This window comes from Pseudomonas sp. L13 (assembly GCF_009935965.1).
Classification (GTDB): Bacteria; Pseudomonadota; Gammaproteobacteria; order Pseudomonadales; family Pseudomonadaceae; genus Aquipseudomonas; species Aquipseudomonas lactis.
Genome location: NZ_QODJ01000013.1, coordinates 58,029 through 74,193 on the forward strand (window position 1 = coordinate 58,029; position 16,165 = coordinate 74,193).

A 16,165-nucleotide genomic window follows, 5' to 3' on the forward strand; every position below is an offset into this window, starting at 1 on the left:
TCCAGCTAAGCGAGGCGCTCCGACGTGTTGAAGAAAACCCTGTTCCAGTTGCATTGGTTCTTCGGCATCACGGCCGGGCTGGTGCTGGCCTTGATGGGGGTCACCGGGGCCGCGTACTCGTTCCAGGACGAGATCCTGCGGGCGCTCAACCCCACCGTGTTGAGCGTGCAGAAACGCGAGGCCGGTGTACTGCCGCCCGCCGAACTGGTACGCAAATTGGAAGCCGCCGAAGGCAAGACCGTGGCCATGCTATGGGTAGAACGTGAAAGCGGCAACGCCGGCCGCGTGTCCTTCACCCCGCCACCGGGCGAGCGCCGTGGCCAGATGCGCTACTTTGACCCGTACACCGGCGACTACATGGGCGACGCGGTCGGCCAGGATCTGTTCGGCTTTATCCTGCAACTGCACCGCTTCCTCGCCATCGGTGACACCGGGCGCAACATCACCGGCGCCTGCACCCTGATCCTGTTGTTCTTCTGCCTCTCCGGCCTGTACCTGCGCTGGCCGCGCCAGGTGAAAAGCTGGCGTGTCTGGCTGACCCTGGACTGGCGCAAAAAGGGCCGCAGTTTCAATTGGGACCTGCACTCGGTATTCGGCACCTGGTGCCTGCTGTTTTATCTGTTGGCGGCGCTGACCGGGCTGTATTGGTCCTACGACTGGTACAACCGTGGCGTGACCCAACTGCTGTCGGACGCGCCGCAAAACGAGCGCATGCGCAAGCGCGGCCCAGCCCCCGCAGGCCCGGCTCCGGTGGCCAACTACGACGCGATCTGGAGCAGCATCTACAGCAACGCCGGCCCCGACTTGAGCGCCTACAACATTCGGATGCCTGCGGTCGCCGGGCAAACGGCCACCGTGTATTACCTGCTCACTTCATCGCCCCATGACCGTGCGCTGAACCAGATCAACCTGGACCCGGCCACCGGCGAGGTCAAATCCCACGAGCGCTACGCCAGCAAAAGCCTCAAGGCGCAGTTGCTGACCAGTGTGTACGCGCTGCACACCGGCAGCTATTTCGGCCTGGCCGGGCGGATTATCCTCACCGTCAGCTCACTGCTTATGCCGCTGTTTTTCATCACTGGCTGGCTGCTGTACCTGGACCGACGCCGTAAAAAACGCCAGGTCCGCGATGCCCGCAAAGGTCTGACAGACAACCACAGCGATGCGCCGGCCTGGCTGATCGGCTTCGCCAGCCAGAGCGGCTTTGCCGAACAACTGGCCTGGCAAACGGCCGGGCAATTACAGGCTGCGGGCCTGGCGGTGAAGGTGCAGCCCCTGGGCAGTGTCAGCCGCGACGACCTCAGCCAATCGCAGAACGCGCTGTTTGTGGTCAGTACCTTTGGCGACGGTGAAGCCCCCGACAGCGCCCGTGGTTTCGAGCGCAGCGTGCTCGGCCAGGCGCTGCCCCTCAAAGGCTTGAACTACTCGGTGCTGGCCCTGGGTGACCGGCAGTATGAACATTTTTGTGGCTTTGCCCGCCGCCTGCATTTCTGGCTGACCAACCAGGGCGGTACCCCGCTGTTTGCCCCGGTGGAAGTCGACAGCGGCGACACCCTGGCGCTGCAGACCTGGCAGCAGCAGCTAGGCCAGCTCACCGGGCATGCTCCGGCAGCGGCCTGGCCGACGGCCCAGTACGAAAACTGGACCCTGAGCCAACGCACTCTGCTCAACCCCGACAGTGTCGGCTCGCCCGTCTACCTGCTGGGCCTCATGTCCACATCTGCGCACAGCTGGCTGGCCGGCGACCTGGTGGAAGTGCTGCCGCGCAATTGCCCGTGGGCTATCGAACACTTCCTGGCCGGCCTGGGCTTGGTCGGCAGCGACAGCGTGGTGATTGACGGCGTGGCCCACACCCTTGATCAGGCCCTGGCCACGCGCCAACTGCCGGACAACCGCACGCACCTGGTCGGCCTGCACGCCCAGGCACTGGTGGACGCGTTGGTACCGCTGGGCATGCGCGAATACTCCATCGCCTCAATTGCCAGCGACGGTGTGCTGGAGTTGATCGTGCGCCAGGAGCGCCACCCCGACGGCAGCCTGGGGCTTGGCTCCGGCTGGCTGACTGAACACGCCGCCCTCGGCTCGGCCATCAGCCTGCGCCTGCGACGCAACAGCGGCTTCCATTTGCCCGACGCGCCTGTGCCACTGATTCTGCTGGGCAACGGCACCGGGCTTGCGGGCCTGCGCAGCTTGCTCAAAGCACGCATTGCCGACGGCCAGCAGCGTAACTGGCTGCTGTTTGGCGAACGCAATATCGCCCACGACTACCTGTGCCAGGACGAACTGCAAGGCTGGCTCGCCAGTGGAGACCTGGCCCTGCTGGACCTCGCATTTTCCCGTGATCAAGAGGAGAAGATCTACGTACAGGACCGTTTGCGCGAATCAGCGGATGTGCTGCGTAAATGGCTGGCGGATGGCGCGGCGATTTATGTATGTGGCAGCTTGCAAGGGATGGCGACGGGGGTGGATCAGGCACTGGTAGACATCCTGGGCAATGAGGCGCTGGAGCGCCTGATCGAACAGGGCCGCTATCGTCGGGATGTCTACTGACCCTGCTAATACCTGCCTTCTGTAGGAGCGAGCTTGCTCGCGAAGAACGTCAACGATAACGCGGGCTTCCTGAATAACGCGGCGTCGTTAAGTTTTTCGCGAGCAAGCTCGCTCCTACAGTTTTGATCGCATTCCAATCAGGCCGGTTGCAGCTTTTGCTCGAACACCGAGACGCCATCGAGATCACGCAGCATCACCGTCAACTCTCCCGTCTGCCCATCAATCTGCACTTCACCAAAAAACTGGAAACCCGCAAACGGCGAGGTGTTCTGTGCCGGTGGCGCCTTCTGGAACACCACGTGCGGGCCAAAGGTTTTATCCAGTGGGTTGGGCCCGAAGCTTCCCGCATTCAAAGGCCCCGCCACAAACTCCCAGAACGGTTCGAAATCCTGGAACGCCGCGCGGTCCGGGTGGTAGTGATGCGCCGCACAGTAATGCACATCAGCCGTCAGCCACACATGGTTGCGCACCTTATTCACATGCAGGAACCGTAATAGCTCGGCAATCTCCAGCTCACGCCCTTGCGCCGGGCCAGGGTCGCCATTGGCGATCGCTTCCCAACGCGCCACGCCGGGGCTGACTTCCCCGTCGGGCACGCCCAGGCCGATGGGCATGTCGGCAGCGACCACCTTCCACTGCGCTTGCGAGGCCTTGAGCCCGCGCTTGAGCCAGTCCAACTGTTCACGCCCGAGGAAGGGCTTTTCAGCGCCCAGGTTGTCGTCATTGGGCCCGCGATAGCTGCGCATATCCAACACAAACACATCCAGCAGCGGCCCATAACTGAGCTTGCGATAAATGCGCCCGCCAGCGTCGGCGCTCTGTCGGCGCATGGGTGAATATTCCAGCCAGGCCTGGCGGGCACGCCCCACCAGGGTGTTGATGTCGCGGGTCTGGTAACGCTCATCCAACTGCTTGCTCGATGACCAGTTGTTGATCACCTCGTGATCGTCCCACTGCCAGATCTGCGGCACCTCGGCATTGAAGCGGCGCACGTTTTCATCCAGCAGGTTGTAGCGGTAATTGCCGCGATATTCATCGAGGGTTTCCGCGACCTTGCTCTTGGCTTCGGTGGTGATGTTGCGCCATATGCGCCCGCCTTCGGTGGTGAGCTGGGCGGGGACCGGGCCGTCGGCATAGATGGTGTCGCCGCTGTGGATAAAAAAGTCCGGCAGACGCAAGCGCATGGCTTCATAGATGCGCATGCCACCGATGTCCGGGTTGATGCCGAAGCCTTGGCCGACGGTGTCGCCGCTCCACACAAAGCGGATATCGCGACGCTGCTGCGGCACGCTGCGCAAGTGGCCAAACCAGGGTTCACTGGCAATGCCGGTCTGGGCGTCTTCGAAATGCACGCGGTAGAAAATCGCCTGGTCGACCGGCAGCCCCGTAAGTTCGACACGGGCGGTAAAGTCGGTGCGGCTGTCAGCCAGGGGCGAGACGAATCGGCGCGGGTTGCTGAACACGCTGCGGGTGTCCCACTCCACCACCATCTTCGCCGGGCGGTCGCTGCGGCTCCAGATCATCGCGCGGTCGCCCTGCAGGTCGCCCGACTGCACGCCGTCAGTGAGTTGCGGTCGGTCCTTCACCGAAGCGATCACCGCCGGCGCCAGGCCCGGCAACAACAGGCCAGCGCCCACAGCTTGCATCACACGGCGGCGACCGAGATCGAAGTGGCTCATGCAGGATGCCCTCTTGAGTATCAAAAGGGCCACTTAAGCATGATGGGATGAAGCGCAGATGACAGGTGCCAACTGTGGGAGCGAGCTTGCTCGCGAAAAACGTCAACGATCACGCGGGCTTGCTGAATGAACGCGGCGCCTTTGAGTTCTTCGCGAGCAAGCTCGCTCCTACAGGGTCTTGGTCAGGCAGTCACGGCCAGCTCGGCCGCTTCCGGTCGCTTGAGCAGGGCATACACCAAGCCGGTCAACACACTGCCCGCCACAATCGCCAACAAGTACAACAACGCATGGTTCATTGCATTCGGAATCACCAACACAAACAAGCCGCCATGGGGCGCGGCGAGTTTGCAGCCGAAGTACATCGACAGCGCACCGGTCAACGCACCACCGGCGATGCTGGCCGGAATCACGCGCAGCGGGTCTTTGGCGGCGAAGGGAATCGCGCCTTCGGAGATAAAGCACAGGCCCAGGATCATCGCCGCCTTGCCGGCCTCGCGCTCGGTCTGGGCGAACTTGCGCCGGGCCAGCAACGTGGCGATGCCCATGCCAATCGGCGGCACCATGCCGGCGGCCATGGTCGCCGCCATCGGCGCACCGCTCGAGGCCGCCAGCAGGCCGACCGAGAACGCATAGGCCGCCTTGTTGATCGGCCCGCCCAAGTCCACGCACATCATGCCGCCGAGCAGAATGCCCAGCAGCACCGCGTTGGTGGTGCCCATGGTGCTGAGGAAATCCGTCAGGCCCGTGAGCAAGCGGGCGACCGGTGGGCCCACCAGGTAGATCATCACCAAGCCGGTAAACAGGCTCGCCAGTAGCGGGATGATCAGGATCGGCTTGAGCGCTTCCAGGCTCTGGGGCAGTTGCACCGCCCGGCTGATCAGCTTGACGCAATACCCGGCGACGAAACCGGCGAGGATGCCGCCGATAAACCCAGCCCCCAGCGTGCCCGCCAGCAGCCCGCCGATCATGCCGGGCGCAAGGCCAGGACGGTCGGCAATCGAGTAGGCGATGTAGCCCGCCAGCAACGGCACCATCAATAGGAACGCCTGGTCACCCACGGATTTGAGCGCCGCCGCCAAGGTGCCGGGCTGTTCGAAGGCATGGATGCCAAATACAAACGACAAGGCGATCAGCAAGCCCCCCGCCACCACCATCGGCAGCATGTACGACACGCCGGTGAGCAGGTGTTTGTAGACGCCGGTTTTCTCGGCCTTGGCCGCTGCACCGCTGGCCGCGCTTTCCACTGCGCCTTCGGCCAGGGCCTTGTTGAGGATGGCTTCGGATTGCTTGAGGGCAATGCCGGTGCCACAGCGGTAAATCTTCTTGCCGGCAAAACGCTCGGTGGCGACTTCGATATCGGCCGCGAGCAACACCACATCGGCATCGGCAATCGCTTGCGGGCTTAACGGCGTGCGGGCGCCCACCGAGCCTTGGGTCTCGACCTGCAAGTCATAACCCAGGCGCTGGGCCGTCTGCTGCAAGGCTTCGGCGGCCATGAATGTGTGGGCCACGCCAGTGGGACACGCGGTAATCGCAACGATACGCGGCGCAGCCTTGGCCGCCACCGGGGCGTCGTTGGCGACATACACCTGGGCCCCTTCGGCGCCCCGGCGCAACACGCCTTCGACATCCGCCAACGCCTGGGCCGGCGTGCTCTGGAACACACGCTTGCCGACAAACCGCTGCATATCCACCGGGGTGCTGCTGACCAGCAGCACCCATTCGGCATCATCAATCGTCGCCTGGGACAACTGGCGCTCCGGGCGTTGCACATCGACGACTTCCACACTGGTGTGCAAGCCCATGCGCTGGGCGGCGGCGTCCAGCAAGCGGGCGCACAGCACACTGGTGACCATGCCGTTCGGGCAGGCGGTAACAATGGCTAACTTCATCACAAACCCTCTTATTGTTCTGTCAGCGTGCGCACATCGACGCCGCTTTCGAGACGCGCCAACTGCGCGTCATCGCTGATGCCAAAACCAATCTGTGTCACCGCCATCGCGGCAATTGCCGTGGCCCGGCGCAGGGTGTGCTCCGGCGTGTCGCCACTGAGCAAACCGTGGAGCATCCCGGCCAGCAGCGAGTCGCCGGCGCCCACGGTACTGGCCACTGCCACTTTGGGCGGCGTGGCGTGCAGCGCCGCACCTGGGCGGTACCAGGTCACGCCTGCGGCCCCGTCGGAGACCACCACATGTTCGACGCCTTGCTGATGCAGGCGGCTGATGGCGTCGGTGGCGCTACCCAGGGCCTCGGCCAACTCTTCGGTATTGGGCTTGACCAGCCACGGGCCAACCTCCAACCCCAGGCGCAGCGCTTCACCGCTGGTGTCCAGGGCGACTTTCAACCCGAGGTCCTTCAACGCCTCCAGCAGACCTGTAAACCACTGCGGGCTGACGCCGCGCGGCAGGCTACCGGCCACCACCACCGCATCGAACTCCGGGCCAATGATCGCGACCATCTTAAGCAGCGCTTTTAGCGCCTCTTCAGTCACCAGCGGCCCCGGTGCATTGATGTCGGTGACCCGCCCATCCTGTTCGGCAATCTTGATGTTGCTGCGGGTTTCGCCGGGAACACGGATGAAGGCATCGCCAAACCCACGGCGCTTGATCAGCGCATTGAAAGCCTGGGGATTGGCACTGCCGAGGAACCCGCCCACGCTGACGTAATGGCCCAGGTCCGCCAGCACTTGCGCCACATTCACGCCCTTGCCCGCCGCGTGGGTGAGCATCGCTTCACTGCGATTGACCTCACCGGGTTGCAGGTGCGCCAGGCGTACCGTGAGGTCCAACGCCGGGTTCAGCGTCAGGGTCAGAATATTCGCCATCTACACGGCCTCCACTAGGGCACGCACTTGCGCGGGCGAACCCACCGCCAGTGCTTGTTGCGCCAGGCCCTGGGCCTCGCTCAGACTGAATTCACGAACCCGCGCCTTCACCTCGGGAATGCTGCGGGCCGACACGCTCAACTCATCCACACCCAGGCCGACCAGCACCGGCACCGCCAGCGGGTCCGCCGCCAACTCGCCGCACACGCCCACCCATTTGCCGTGGGCATGGGCGGCGCGCACAGTGATGTCGATCAGTTGCAAAACTGCCGGGTGCAGGCCATCGGCCTGGGCCGACAGGGTCGGGTGGCCACGGTCGATGGCCAGGGTGTACTGGGTCAGGTCGTTGGTGCCGACGCTGAAGAAGTCGACTTCCTTGGCGAGCACCGGCGCCAGCAAGGCGGCTGAAGGCACTTCGATCATGATCCCCAGTTGCAGGTCCGCCACCGGGATCTCCAGGCGCAGGCGCTCGGTCATGTCCCGGGCGGCGCGCCATTCATCCACGCTGCCGACCATGGGGAACATGATGCGCAGCGGGCGGTTATCCGCAGCACGCAGCAGTGCGCGCAGTTGCGCTTCCATGATCTGCGGGCGCTGCAGCGTCAGGCGAATACCGCGTACACCCAGGAAGGGGTTTTCCTCTTCGGCGATCGGCCAATAGGGCAAAGGTTTATCGCCGCCCACATCCAGGGTGCGCACCACCAACGGGCGACCATTGAGGCCGTCGAGTACGCGACGGTATTCGACCTCCTGGGTGGCCTCGTCCGGCGCTTGGGGGTGGGCCATGAAAATCAGCTCGGTGCGCAACAGGCCGATACCTTCGGCGCCCTGCTCCACGGCACTGGCCACCCCGGCGCTTTCGCCAATGTTGGCGAACACCTCCACCGCGTGGCCGTCACGGGTCAGCGCCGCTTCATGGCGTTGGGCCGAGGCGGCTTGCAAGCGTTGTTCGCGGCTGTCGCGCTCTACGGTGGCCCGTTGCAAAGTGGCGGCGTCAGGGTCGACATGCAGGCGACCGCGCTGGCCATCGAGCAACAGTGGCGTGCCGGCGTTGAGCAGTAATACCGCAGCGCCAGCACCGACCAAGGCCGGAATGCCCAGGGCGCGGGCGACGATGGCACTGTGGGCGGTGGCGCCACCCCGGGCGGTGAGAATGCCGGCAACGCGGGCCGGGTCCAAGCGCGCCACGTCCGAAGGGCCGACTTCTTCCATCACCAGGATGTAGGGTTCACTCGGTTCCTGGACGCTCTCGACGCCGCACAACTGGGCCAGCACGCGGCGGCCGATGTCACGCAAGTCGGCAGCACGCTCGGCCAGCAGGGCATCCTGCAAGGCTTCCTGCTGCTTGGCGGCGGCTTCGATCACGCTCATCCAGGCGGCTTCGGCGCTTTCGCCTTGCTTGAGGCGGGTGTCGACTTCGTCGGTCAGTTCCGGGTCGTCGAGCATTTCCTGGTGGGTGATGAAAATCTCGCGGATGGCCTTGGCCTGGCTACGCTCGATCAAGCCCTGGATATCCGTGCGCACGTCGCTCAAGGCCGTGTGCAGGCGCTGGCGTTCGGCGGCGGCAGACTCACCGCGCAACGGGTAATCGAACACCTGCGGCACCTGAATATGGGCCGGGCCGATCGCGATACCCGGCGCGGCGGCAATGGCCTGGAGTTGGCTACCGCTCAGTGGCGCGCTGAGCACGGGTTCGATATCGACCTGCGCTGGCTGTGCACTCACCGTAGGCAAGGGCTCGACCTCTTCGCCAAGGCCCTCTTGCACGGCGGCCAAGAGGGCGGGCAGTGCATCACCGGCCACCGTCGGCTCGGCCACAAATTCCAGCACCTGGCCACGACGTGCGCCGAGGCTGAGCAACTTGCTCAGGCTTTTGACCGACACGGCGCCCACCGCGCCATCGACGATGCGCACGCGGATATCGCCGTCAAAACTTTTCGCCAATTGCGCCAGGATCTTCGCCGGGCGTGCATGCAGGCCGTGGGCGTTGGCCAGGGTGATGCGGGCGCGGGGCCAGTCCGGGGGTAATTCACCGCCCAGCACTTCCAGTACCGCGCGGCTGCTGGTGGCGCGTCCCAACTCCTGGCCGCGCCCTTCGATCAGCAAGGCACACAGGCGTTCAAGCAGGCTTTGGTGCGCTTCACCGAGGCTCGCCAGGCAGAACAGGCCGTGCAAGGGCTGGCCGAGGTAACGCATGGGTTTGTCCGGCGTCACAAAGGCCAGACCCGGACGCTTGACCGTTTGCTCGCTGTGCAGCCACCACAGGCCATCACCCAGGGGCAGCGCGTCGACTTGCTGCAACACGGCGGCAAAGCCATTGCTCACACAGTCGGCCTGGCGCAGCAGGCGTGCGCCGCGCCACACCAATTCTTCAAAATCATCGGCCGACACGCCCAGGCTGATCATCTGCGCATCCAGCGCCAGTTCCTGGGGCGCGCCTTGCAACAGTTTCAGCAGGGCTTCGGCACTGTTGGCACGGCGCAGCGCCTGGCCCAGGTCGGTTTCACCGAGCGCACGGGTGAGCAGTTGCAGCAGACGCAGGTGTTCATCGGATTTAGCCGCGATGCCAATCGCCAGGTAAACGATCTGGCCATCGCCCCAGTCCACCCCTTCGGGGAACTGCAGCAGGCGCACACCGGTGGAAAACACCTGGTCGCGGGTTTCTGGCGTGCCATGGGGAATGGCAATGCCTTGGCCGAGAAAGGTCGAACCTTGGGCTTCACGGGCTTGCAAGCCACTGAGATAACCTTCGGCAACCAGGCCATCGGCCACTAATTTGTCAGCGAGCAGGTGCAAGGCAGCAGATTTATCCACAGCCACCTGGCCCATGGATATCTGCTCTACAGTGAGCTCAAGCATGCCGTTCTCCTAGTTAGTGCGACGGGCGCACTAGGTATTGTTGTAGGTAAATATGTTCAAAATTAACTGACTGAGCGGTCAATTGGCAGTGATCACTCAGCGGCGAACATCGTAAAAATACGCTTGCTGAAACGTTTAATCTAGAATTTATGGCAGATTACGCGTTAATTGCACAAGCTTGAAGGGCCACTCGGCGCTTGCTGTGGGACATTGGTCGAATGCTGGAATCGGTTACGATTGGACAAAATGTCGGGGCGAGCTCCAAAAAACAAGGAAATCCCGGTTTGAAACTCAGTGATATCGCACGTCTGGCCGGTGTGTCCGTTACCACCGCCAGCTATGTCATCAATGGCAAGGCCGAACAGCAGCGCATCAGCAACGCAACCGTTGAGCGTGTGCGTGCCGTGGTCCAGGCCCATGGCTTTACCCCCAACCCTCAAGCCGCCGGGCTGCGCAGCCGGCATACGCGTACCTTGGGGTTCATCCTGCCAGACCTGGAAAACCCCAGCTACGCACGCATCGCCAAACTGCTTGAACAGGGTGCGCGGGCGCGGGGCTACCAGTTGCTGATCGCCAGCTCCGATGATGAAGCGGACAGCGAACGCCAACTGCTGCAACTGTTCCGTGCCAGGCGTTGCGATGCGTTGTTCGTCGCCAGTTGCCTGCCGGCCAGCGATGACAGCTATCGCGAGCTGCAGGCCAAGGGGCTGCCGGTGATTGCCATCGACCGGGAGATGGAGCCGAACCAGTTCTGCTCCGTGGTCAGCGACGACCACCAGGCCTGCCAGCAACTCACCAGCAGCCTGCTGCAACCGTTGCCCAAGCAGATCGCACTGATTGGCGCACGGCCCGAGCTGAGCATCAGCCAGGCACGTACCGCCGGTTTCCGTGATGCGCTGCAAGGCTTTACGGGCGACGTGATCATCGAACAGGGCGAAGCCTTCAGTCGTGACTGCGGCCGAGAGCTGATGGAGCAACTGCTGCAACGCCTGGGGCATCTGCCGGACGCGCTGGTGACCACCTCCTACGTACTGCTGCAAGGCGTGTTCGACGCGCTGCATGACTTCCCCCTCAAGTCGCGGCCCCTGCGCCTGGGCACCTTCGGCGATACGCAGTTGCTGGATTTCCTGCCGCTGCCGGTCAACGCCATGGCCCAGCAACATCAGTTGATTGCCGAAACCGCCCTGCGCCTGGCCCTGGCCGCCATTGAAGAGGAACAGTACCAACCCGGCGTGCATGCGATTGGCCGGACCTTCAAGCAGCGTATCCACGAGGCCTGAGCGTGGAGCTGATCGACACCCACACGCACCTGGACTTCGAGGACTTCGACCAGGATCGCTCGCGCGTACTCGCCCACAGCCGTGAACTCGGCGTGCGACGCCTGGTGGTGCTAGGGGTGTACCAGAAAAATTGGCAGCGGCTGTGGGACTTGGTGCAACAGGACGAAGGTCTGTTCGCCGCCTTCGGCTTGCACCCGGTGTATCTCGATGAGCATCGCCCCGCCGACCTGCTGGAACTGGGCGACTGGTTGACGCGCCTGCATGGCCACCGGCAACTGTGCGCAGTGGGCGAAATTGGCCTGGATTACTTTCTGGAACAGTTGGACCACGAGCGCCAGCAACCGCTGTTTGAAGCCCAACTGAAACTCGCGGTGGAGTTTAAACTGCCGGCCTTGCTCCACGTTCGCCGCAGCCACGCCGCCGTGATTGCCACCCTCAAGCGTATCCGCGTGCCCAGAGGTGGCATCATCCATGCGTTCGCCGGCAGCGCTGAAGAGGCACGCGAGTACATCAAGCTCGGGTTCAAACTGGGCCTGGGCGGCGCTGCCACCTGGCCCCAGGCGAAGCGCATGCACCGGGTACTGGCGCAGTTGCCACTCGACGCCGTGGTGCTGGAAACCGACGCGCCGGATATGGCCCCGGCCATGTACCCCAACCAGCGCAATAGCCCGCAGCACCTGCCGCAGATCTGCACGGCCCTGGCCGAGCGCATGGGTATCAGCCCTTTATTGCTGGCTGAGGCGAGCACACGCAATGCGTGCGAGCTGTTCAACTGGTAGCGGGCTGATCACCTGCAACTTCAAGGTCATTCTCTGTCGATGGCGGGCATAGCGCACCACCAGCAAATGGATCAGCACGGCGACCAGCGAAATGTTCAGCTGCCCGATCACACTGAGCAGCCCCAACCATTCAGCGACCAAGGCCACCAGCAAGGTCGCGCACGTCAGCATGATCATGCTCGGGCGTACCAGCGCCCAGTGGTCCAGGGCTCTGAACTGGCGCAACTGCTTGACACACTCCAACTGCAAACCGCAATGGCAATACGTACAGTCAAACGGTACCTCAATGGCAATGGCGTTCAGTTGCCAGGGCTTGAGCTCAAACGTCATGTTGCATTGGGCGCAATGCCCTTTGATACCGATTGCGGCGGCCATCGTTTTGTCCCCTCGTGACCGTGACGGATGAAATAAATTTTCACCTATTCACGCCGCGATAAAACATGCCCAGGTAAATCAAGACATCGGCTACAGGGTCGGGTAGCGACATCCTTCAGAACCTCCCTACACCCGAAACGCTCCAATCAATTGCTTCAACTCAACCACCTGGGTTGCCAGTTGCCGACTGGCCGCCTCCGTGTGCTGCGCGCCCTGCGCCGCATGCTCGCCAGCACGGTTAATTTCGACAATGTTCTGGTCGATGTCCTGGGCGACCGCCGTTTGCTGCTCCACGGCGGCGGCGATCTGCTGGTTCTGATCGACGATCATCCCAACCGCCCCCAGGATATTTTCCAGGGCTTGCTGGACTTTTTCCGACTGCCCTACCGTGCCATTCGCCATTTCATGGCTGCTGCCCATGGCCTTCACCGCCGCACCCACGCCGCTGTGCAAGCGGATGATCATCTGCTCGATTTCCTCGGTGGAGTGCTGGGTACGCCGGGCCAGGGTGCGCACCTCGTCGGCCACCACCGCAAACCCGCGCCCTTGGTCACCGGCGCGCGCCGCTTCAATGGCCGCGTTTAGCGCCAACAGGTTGGTCTGCTCGGCGATGCTCTTGATCACCTCCAGGACGCTGCTGATGGACTGGCTGTCGGTAGCCAGTTGGTTGATCACCCGCACCGATTCGTCGATCTCCGCCGCCAAACGCGCGATGCCGCCTTGCTGGGATTGCACCAGCGCACGCCCGTTGACGGTTTCATCGTTGACACTCTGGGCACTGCTGACCGCCGCCGCGGCGCTGCGCGCCACCTCCTGGGCGGTGGCGGACATCTGGTTCATCGCCGTCGCCACTTGCTCGATCTGGCTGCGCTGGCCGGACACCGCCTGGTTACTCTGTGCCGACACCGCCTGCACCTGGCCGGCCTGCAACTCGACCTGGCTGACCGTATGCCCAACGCGCTCGATCAGGTCATGAATCTTGGCCACGGTGCCATTGAACACCTGGCCCAGGTCGCCCAGTTCGTCACGGCTCTGGGCAACGAAGGTGACCGTCATATCGCCCGCCGCCACTTTGTCCATCATCGCCCCCAGGCGGCGCAAGGTGGTGCGGGTGGAGACAAAGAAACCGGCATAGAGATAGAAAATCAGCGCAAACACCGCCGCCAGGGCCGTGACCAGCAACACCATGTGCAAACGGTTCTGCGCCAGGCGCTGCTGCAACTGCTGCCCGAGGAACGCCAGGGTGGCGTCATCCAATTGATAGGTCTTGGCCATCAGTTGGCTGATGCCGTCATAAAAGCCTTGCCAAGGCGCGTCGAGGGTCTCGGCCATCACCACCTGCTCTTCGAAAAACTCACTGCCTTGCTTGAGGCTCGCCTGGCTGGCTTGCGCCGAAACGTCAAGGGCGGCGTGCGCGGCCTGGCTGGCGCCAAGCACGTCCTGCAGCTTCAGGCCATATTCACCGTGGAGTTTTTCCAGTTGCTGCAAAAGTTCGTCAAAACGGGTGCTGGAGGACGAATTGATAAAGCCCTGCCCCAGGGAGTACGCGCCCATGGCACGGCCTTCACCCAAGGCCTGGGTGACTTGAGGAGTGACGGTGGTGACCAGGTCGCTGAGCTGGCGCAGATCACTTTGCGGATCACGGCTCAACCCGGCTTGGCTGGCAATGATCTGGCTGAACATCTGGGCCTGGTTGAGTAACTTGCCGATCAGCGCCGCTTTGTTGAGCAGCGAGGTTTCCTGCTGCTGGGCCTTGAACGCAGCGATCAGTTCGTCGCGTTTACTGTCGAAGACGGCAACTTGCTCGGGCTGGGTCGCAATGGCGCGCAAGCCCTGCAAGCGCTCCACTACACTGGCTTGCAAGGCGCTGATCCGGGTCTCCAGGTCTGCCGCTTTGCCAGACTGGCCGAGGGTGGCGTTGATCTGTACCTGGTTGTTGAGGGTTTCCAGCTCGCGACGCAACGCCAGGCTGCTGCCGAGCAGGTCAAGGCTTTGCAGTTCGACGCGGGTGCCCTGGTATTCACGCCACGAGTCGCGCACCAGGTAATAGTTGGTCGCCAGCATCGGCAGCAGGAACAGCACGCTGATCAGGCTGAACTTCATGCCGAAGCTCAGGCGGTTCATCAGCGCGACGGCGGGATAGAGCAAGCTCTTCACAGGTGACCTCCCCTTCTTTTATTTTTATTGAGGCGCAGGGCGGCGGCAGATAGCCACTATTTGGCGCTCTATCTGTATAGCTCAATTCGAAAGGGAGTTTTGTAACGTAAGGTTAACGGAGAAGGGCAAGCCCTAATGCCATGTAGGAGCGAGCTTGCTCGCGAAAGACTTAACGACGCCGCGTTGATTCAGGACGCACGCGTTATCGTTGAGGTTTTTCGCGAGCAAGCTCGCTCCTACAAATCAGGGGAGTACCGTCCAGATGGCAAACCCGGCATACCACAGCACCGCCGCGCGCAGCAGCAGTTCCCACAGGCGATCCAGGCTGTTGATGCCATCGGCCCCCACCACTGGCGGCGGGATTTCCGCAGCGGCCAGGCCGACTTTTTCCACCAGCTGTGCCGCGCTGATGTCCCAGCTCAGCAGTTCGTGGAGCATCACCCGGCTGACCCCGACGAAATTGCCCACCAAGGCAAAGCTGGCCGCCAGCAGGCGTACCGGCAACCAGTCAAACGCGTGACGCAATTGCGTGGCGCGCTCGGCCACCAAGGGGTTCTGGCTGTTTTCGCTGGCCAGCGCCAACAGGCGGTACGCCAGGGCGGCCACCGGGCCCAACAGGAAATACCAGAAAATCACCGCAAAGAAGCTTTGGTACGCCTGCCACAGCAGGTAGCCCTGGACGCGCTCCAGCAGTTGCTCGCCACTGTCGGCGCCAAGCTTGAGGTCGCGTTCGGCCACATGCTCGGCCGCTTGCAGGTCACCGCGCCGCCAGGCATCACGAAACGGTCCCAGCCCTGCCAATAGGTCGCCACGGCCCAGGCTATAGATCACCACCAGCAAATGCACCGGCAATGCCAACAGGCCATAGGCCACCGGCTCCAGGACCAGCAACAACAAGGCCAGCAATGCCACCGGCAACAGCACCAATACCAGCAGGATCAACCAGGGCCGCTTACCCATGCGCGGGCTCGATTCCAGCTTGGCCAGTTCACGCAGCCATCCGCCGTCACGCTGCAACCGCAAGCGCAAGGCCGAGAACTTCTCGATCCATACCGCCAGCACCAACACCAGGAAACTCATCGTTCGTGTCCTCCATCCTGCAGGGCGCTGCGAAAGCGCGTCCAATCAAAAGCGGGGCCCGGGTCAGTCTTGCGCCCCGGAGCGATGTCGCTGTGACCACAAATACGTTGGTGGGTGATCTTTGGGTAAGCCTTGAGCAACTGGCGGGTCAGGTCGATCAGCGCCGCATACTGGGCATCGGTGAACGGCAGGTCGTCCGTACCTTCCAGCTCGACCCCCAGGGAAAAATCGTTGCACACCTCGCGCCCGTCAAAAACCGAAACACCGGCATGCCAGGCCCGGTCGCGGCACGAAACAAATTGCGTCACAGTGCCGTCACGTTCAATCAGAAAATGCGCAGACACCCGTAGGCTGGCTATCCCTTCAAAGTAAGGATGCTCTGAGATATCCAGGCGGTTCTGGAAAAACTCCTGCACCTTGCCGGTCTTGAACTGCGCCGGAGGCAAACTGATGTTGTGCACCACCAACAGCGAGATTTCGCCTTCAGGGCGCTCGTTGAAGTTGGGCGAAGGGCAATGACGAATGCCCTGGCACCAACCGCTGGCGGGGTCCAACTGCATACAGGCTCCTTGAGTGAGACGA

General features: G+C 62.9%; 11 protein-coding genes and 1 pseudogene. 3 read left to right on the forward strand and 9 right to left on the reverse strand.

Annotation, left to right across the window (positions count from 1 at the left end; all coding sequences use genetic code 11):
- The first annotated feature begins 24 nt into the window (after window positions 1-24).
- Complete coding sequence (locus DK871_RS09755) at window positions 25-2,550, forward strand: sulfite reductase flavoprotein subunit alpha (RefSeq protein ID WP_161904862.1); 2,526 nt, start codon at window positions 25-27, stop codon at window positions 2,548-2,550.
- A gap of 137 nt (window positions 2,551-2,687) precedes the next feature.
- Here the strand turns inward: DK871_RS09755 and DK871_RS09760 are convergent, their stop codons facing one another.
- The 4 genes from DK871_RS09760 to ptsP form a co-directional block, all read right to left on the reverse strand.
- Window positions 2,688-4,229 (reverse strand): alkaline phosphatase, encoded by a 1,542-nt coding sequence (locus DK871_RS09760; protein ID WP_161904863.1) that lies wholly within the window; start codon window positions 4,227-4,229, stop codon window positions 2,688-2,690.
- Window positions 4,230-4,411: 182 nt separating this feature from the next.
- On the reverse strand, window positions 4,412-6,121 hold the full coding sequence (locus DK871_RS09765) for a PTS fructose-like transporter subunit IIB (RefSeq protein ID WP_161904864.1): 1,710 nt from the start codon (window positions 6,119-6,121) through the stop codon (window positions 4,412-4,414).
- 11 nt (window positions 6,122-6,132) lie between these two features.
- Window positions 6,133-7,053, reverse strand: coding sequence for a 1-phosphofructokinase (gene pfkB / locus DK871_RS09770; RefSeq protein WP_161904865.1), 921 nt, complete (start codon window positions 7,051-7,053; stop codon window positions 6,133-6,135).
- The gene (gene ptsP / locus DK871_RS09775) at window positions 7,054-9,912 is read right to left on the reverse strand and encodes a phosphoenolpyruvate--protein phosphotransferase (protein ID WP_161904866.1); all 2,859 of its coding nucleotides are present in this window, start codon (window positions 9,910-9,912) and stop codon (window positions 7,054-7,056) included. It abuts the gene before it with no gap.
- A 284-nt stretch (window positions 9,913-10,196) separates the two neighbouring features.
- Here ptsP and cra point away from each other — a divergent pair, with 284 nt between their 5' ends.
- Entirely contained in the window at window positions 10,197-11,192 is a 996-nt protein-coding gene (gene cra, locus DK871_RS09780) for a catabolite repressor/activator (RefSeq protein WP_003188455.1), read from the forward strand.
- 2 nt (window positions 11,193-11,194) lie between these two features.
- The gene (locus tag DK871_RS09785) at window positions 11,195-11,971 is read left to right on the forward strand and encodes a TatD family hydrolase (protein ID WP_161904867.1); all 777 of its coding nucleotides are present in this window, start codon (window positions 11,195-11,197) and stop codon (window positions 11,969-11,971) included.
- Here the strand turns inward: DK871_RS09785 and DK871_RS09790 are convergent.
- From DK871_RS09790 to ampD, 5 genes and pseudogenes are all read right to left on the reverse strand, one after another.
- Window positions 11,918-12,346 carry a hypothetical protein gene (locus DK871_RS09790; RefSeq protein WP_161904868.1) on the reverse strand — a complete coding sequence of 143 codons (429 nt, stop codon included), beginning with the start codon at window positions 12,344-12,346 and terminating at the stop codon, window positions 11,918-11,920. The genes DK871_RS09785 and DK871_RS09790 overlap by 54 nt on opposite strands.
- Window positions 12,347-12,472: 126 nt before the next feature.
- Window positions 12,473-13,402: a methyl-accepting chemotaxis protein gene (locus tag DK871_RS29650; RefSeq protein WP_375139735.1), complete on the reverse strand. Its 930-nt coding sequence runs from the start codon at window positions 13,400-13,402 to the stop codon at window positions 12,473-12,475.
- Window positions 13,379-14,470: pseudogene (locus DK871_RS29655) on the reverse strand (methyl-accepting chemotaxis protein); the annotation flags it as partial. The gene DK871_RS29650 and the pseudogene DK871_RS29655, both read right to left, overlap by 24 nt.
- A 276-nt stretch (window positions 14,471-14,746) precedes the next feature.
- Window positions 14,747-15,583 carry a regulatory signaling modulator protein AmpE gene (gene ampE, locus DK871_RS09800; RefSeq protein ID WP_161904870.1) on the reverse strand — a complete coding sequence of 279 codons (837 nt, stop codon included), beginning with the start codon at window positions 15,581-15,583 and terminating at the stop codon, window positions 14,747-14,749.
- Window positions 15,580-16,143, reverse strand: coding sequence for a 1,6-anhydro-N-acetylmuramyl-L-alanine amidase AmpD (ampD, locus tag DK871_RS09805; RefSeq protein WP_003188448.1), 564 nt, complete (start codon window positions 16,141-16,143; stop codon window positions 15,580-15,582). The genes ampE and ampD overlap by 4 nt, the downstream gene beginning before the upstream one ends.
- Window positions 16,144-16,165 lie beyond the last annotated feature (22 nt).

Coding starts and splice junctions, on each gene's coding strand:
- DK871_RS09790 (WP_161904868.1), bottom strand. CDS start 12,346: ATGGCCGCCGCAATCGGTATCAAAGGGCATTGCGCCCAATGCAACATG.
- DK871_RS09765 (WP_161904864.1), bottom strand. CDS start 6,121: ATGAAGTTAGCCATTGTTACCGCCTGCCCGAACGGCATGGTCACCAGT.
- pfkB (WP_161904865.1), bottom strand. CDS start 7,053: ATGGCGAATATTCTGACCCTGACGCTGAACCCGGCGTTGGACCTCACG.
- DK871_RS09760 (WP_161904863.1), bottom strand. CDS start 4,229: ATGAGCCACTTCGATCTCGGTCGCCGCCGTGTGATGCAAGCTGTGGGC.
- ampE (WP_161904870.1), bottom strand. CDS start 15,583: ATGAGTTTCCTGGTGTTGGTGCTGGCGGTATGGATCGAGAAGTTCTCG.
- DK871_RS29650 (WP_375139735.1), bottom strand. CDS start 13,402: ATGACGGTCACCTTCGTTGCCCAGAGCCGTGACGAACTGGGCGACCTG.
- ptsP (WP_161904866.1), bottom strand. CDS start 9,912: ATGCTTGAGCTCACTGTAGAGCAGATATCCATGGGCCAGGTGGCTGTG.
- ampD (WP_003188448.1), bottom strand. CDS start 16,143: ATGCAGTTGGACCCCGCCAGCGGTTGGTGCCAGGGCATTCGTCATTGC.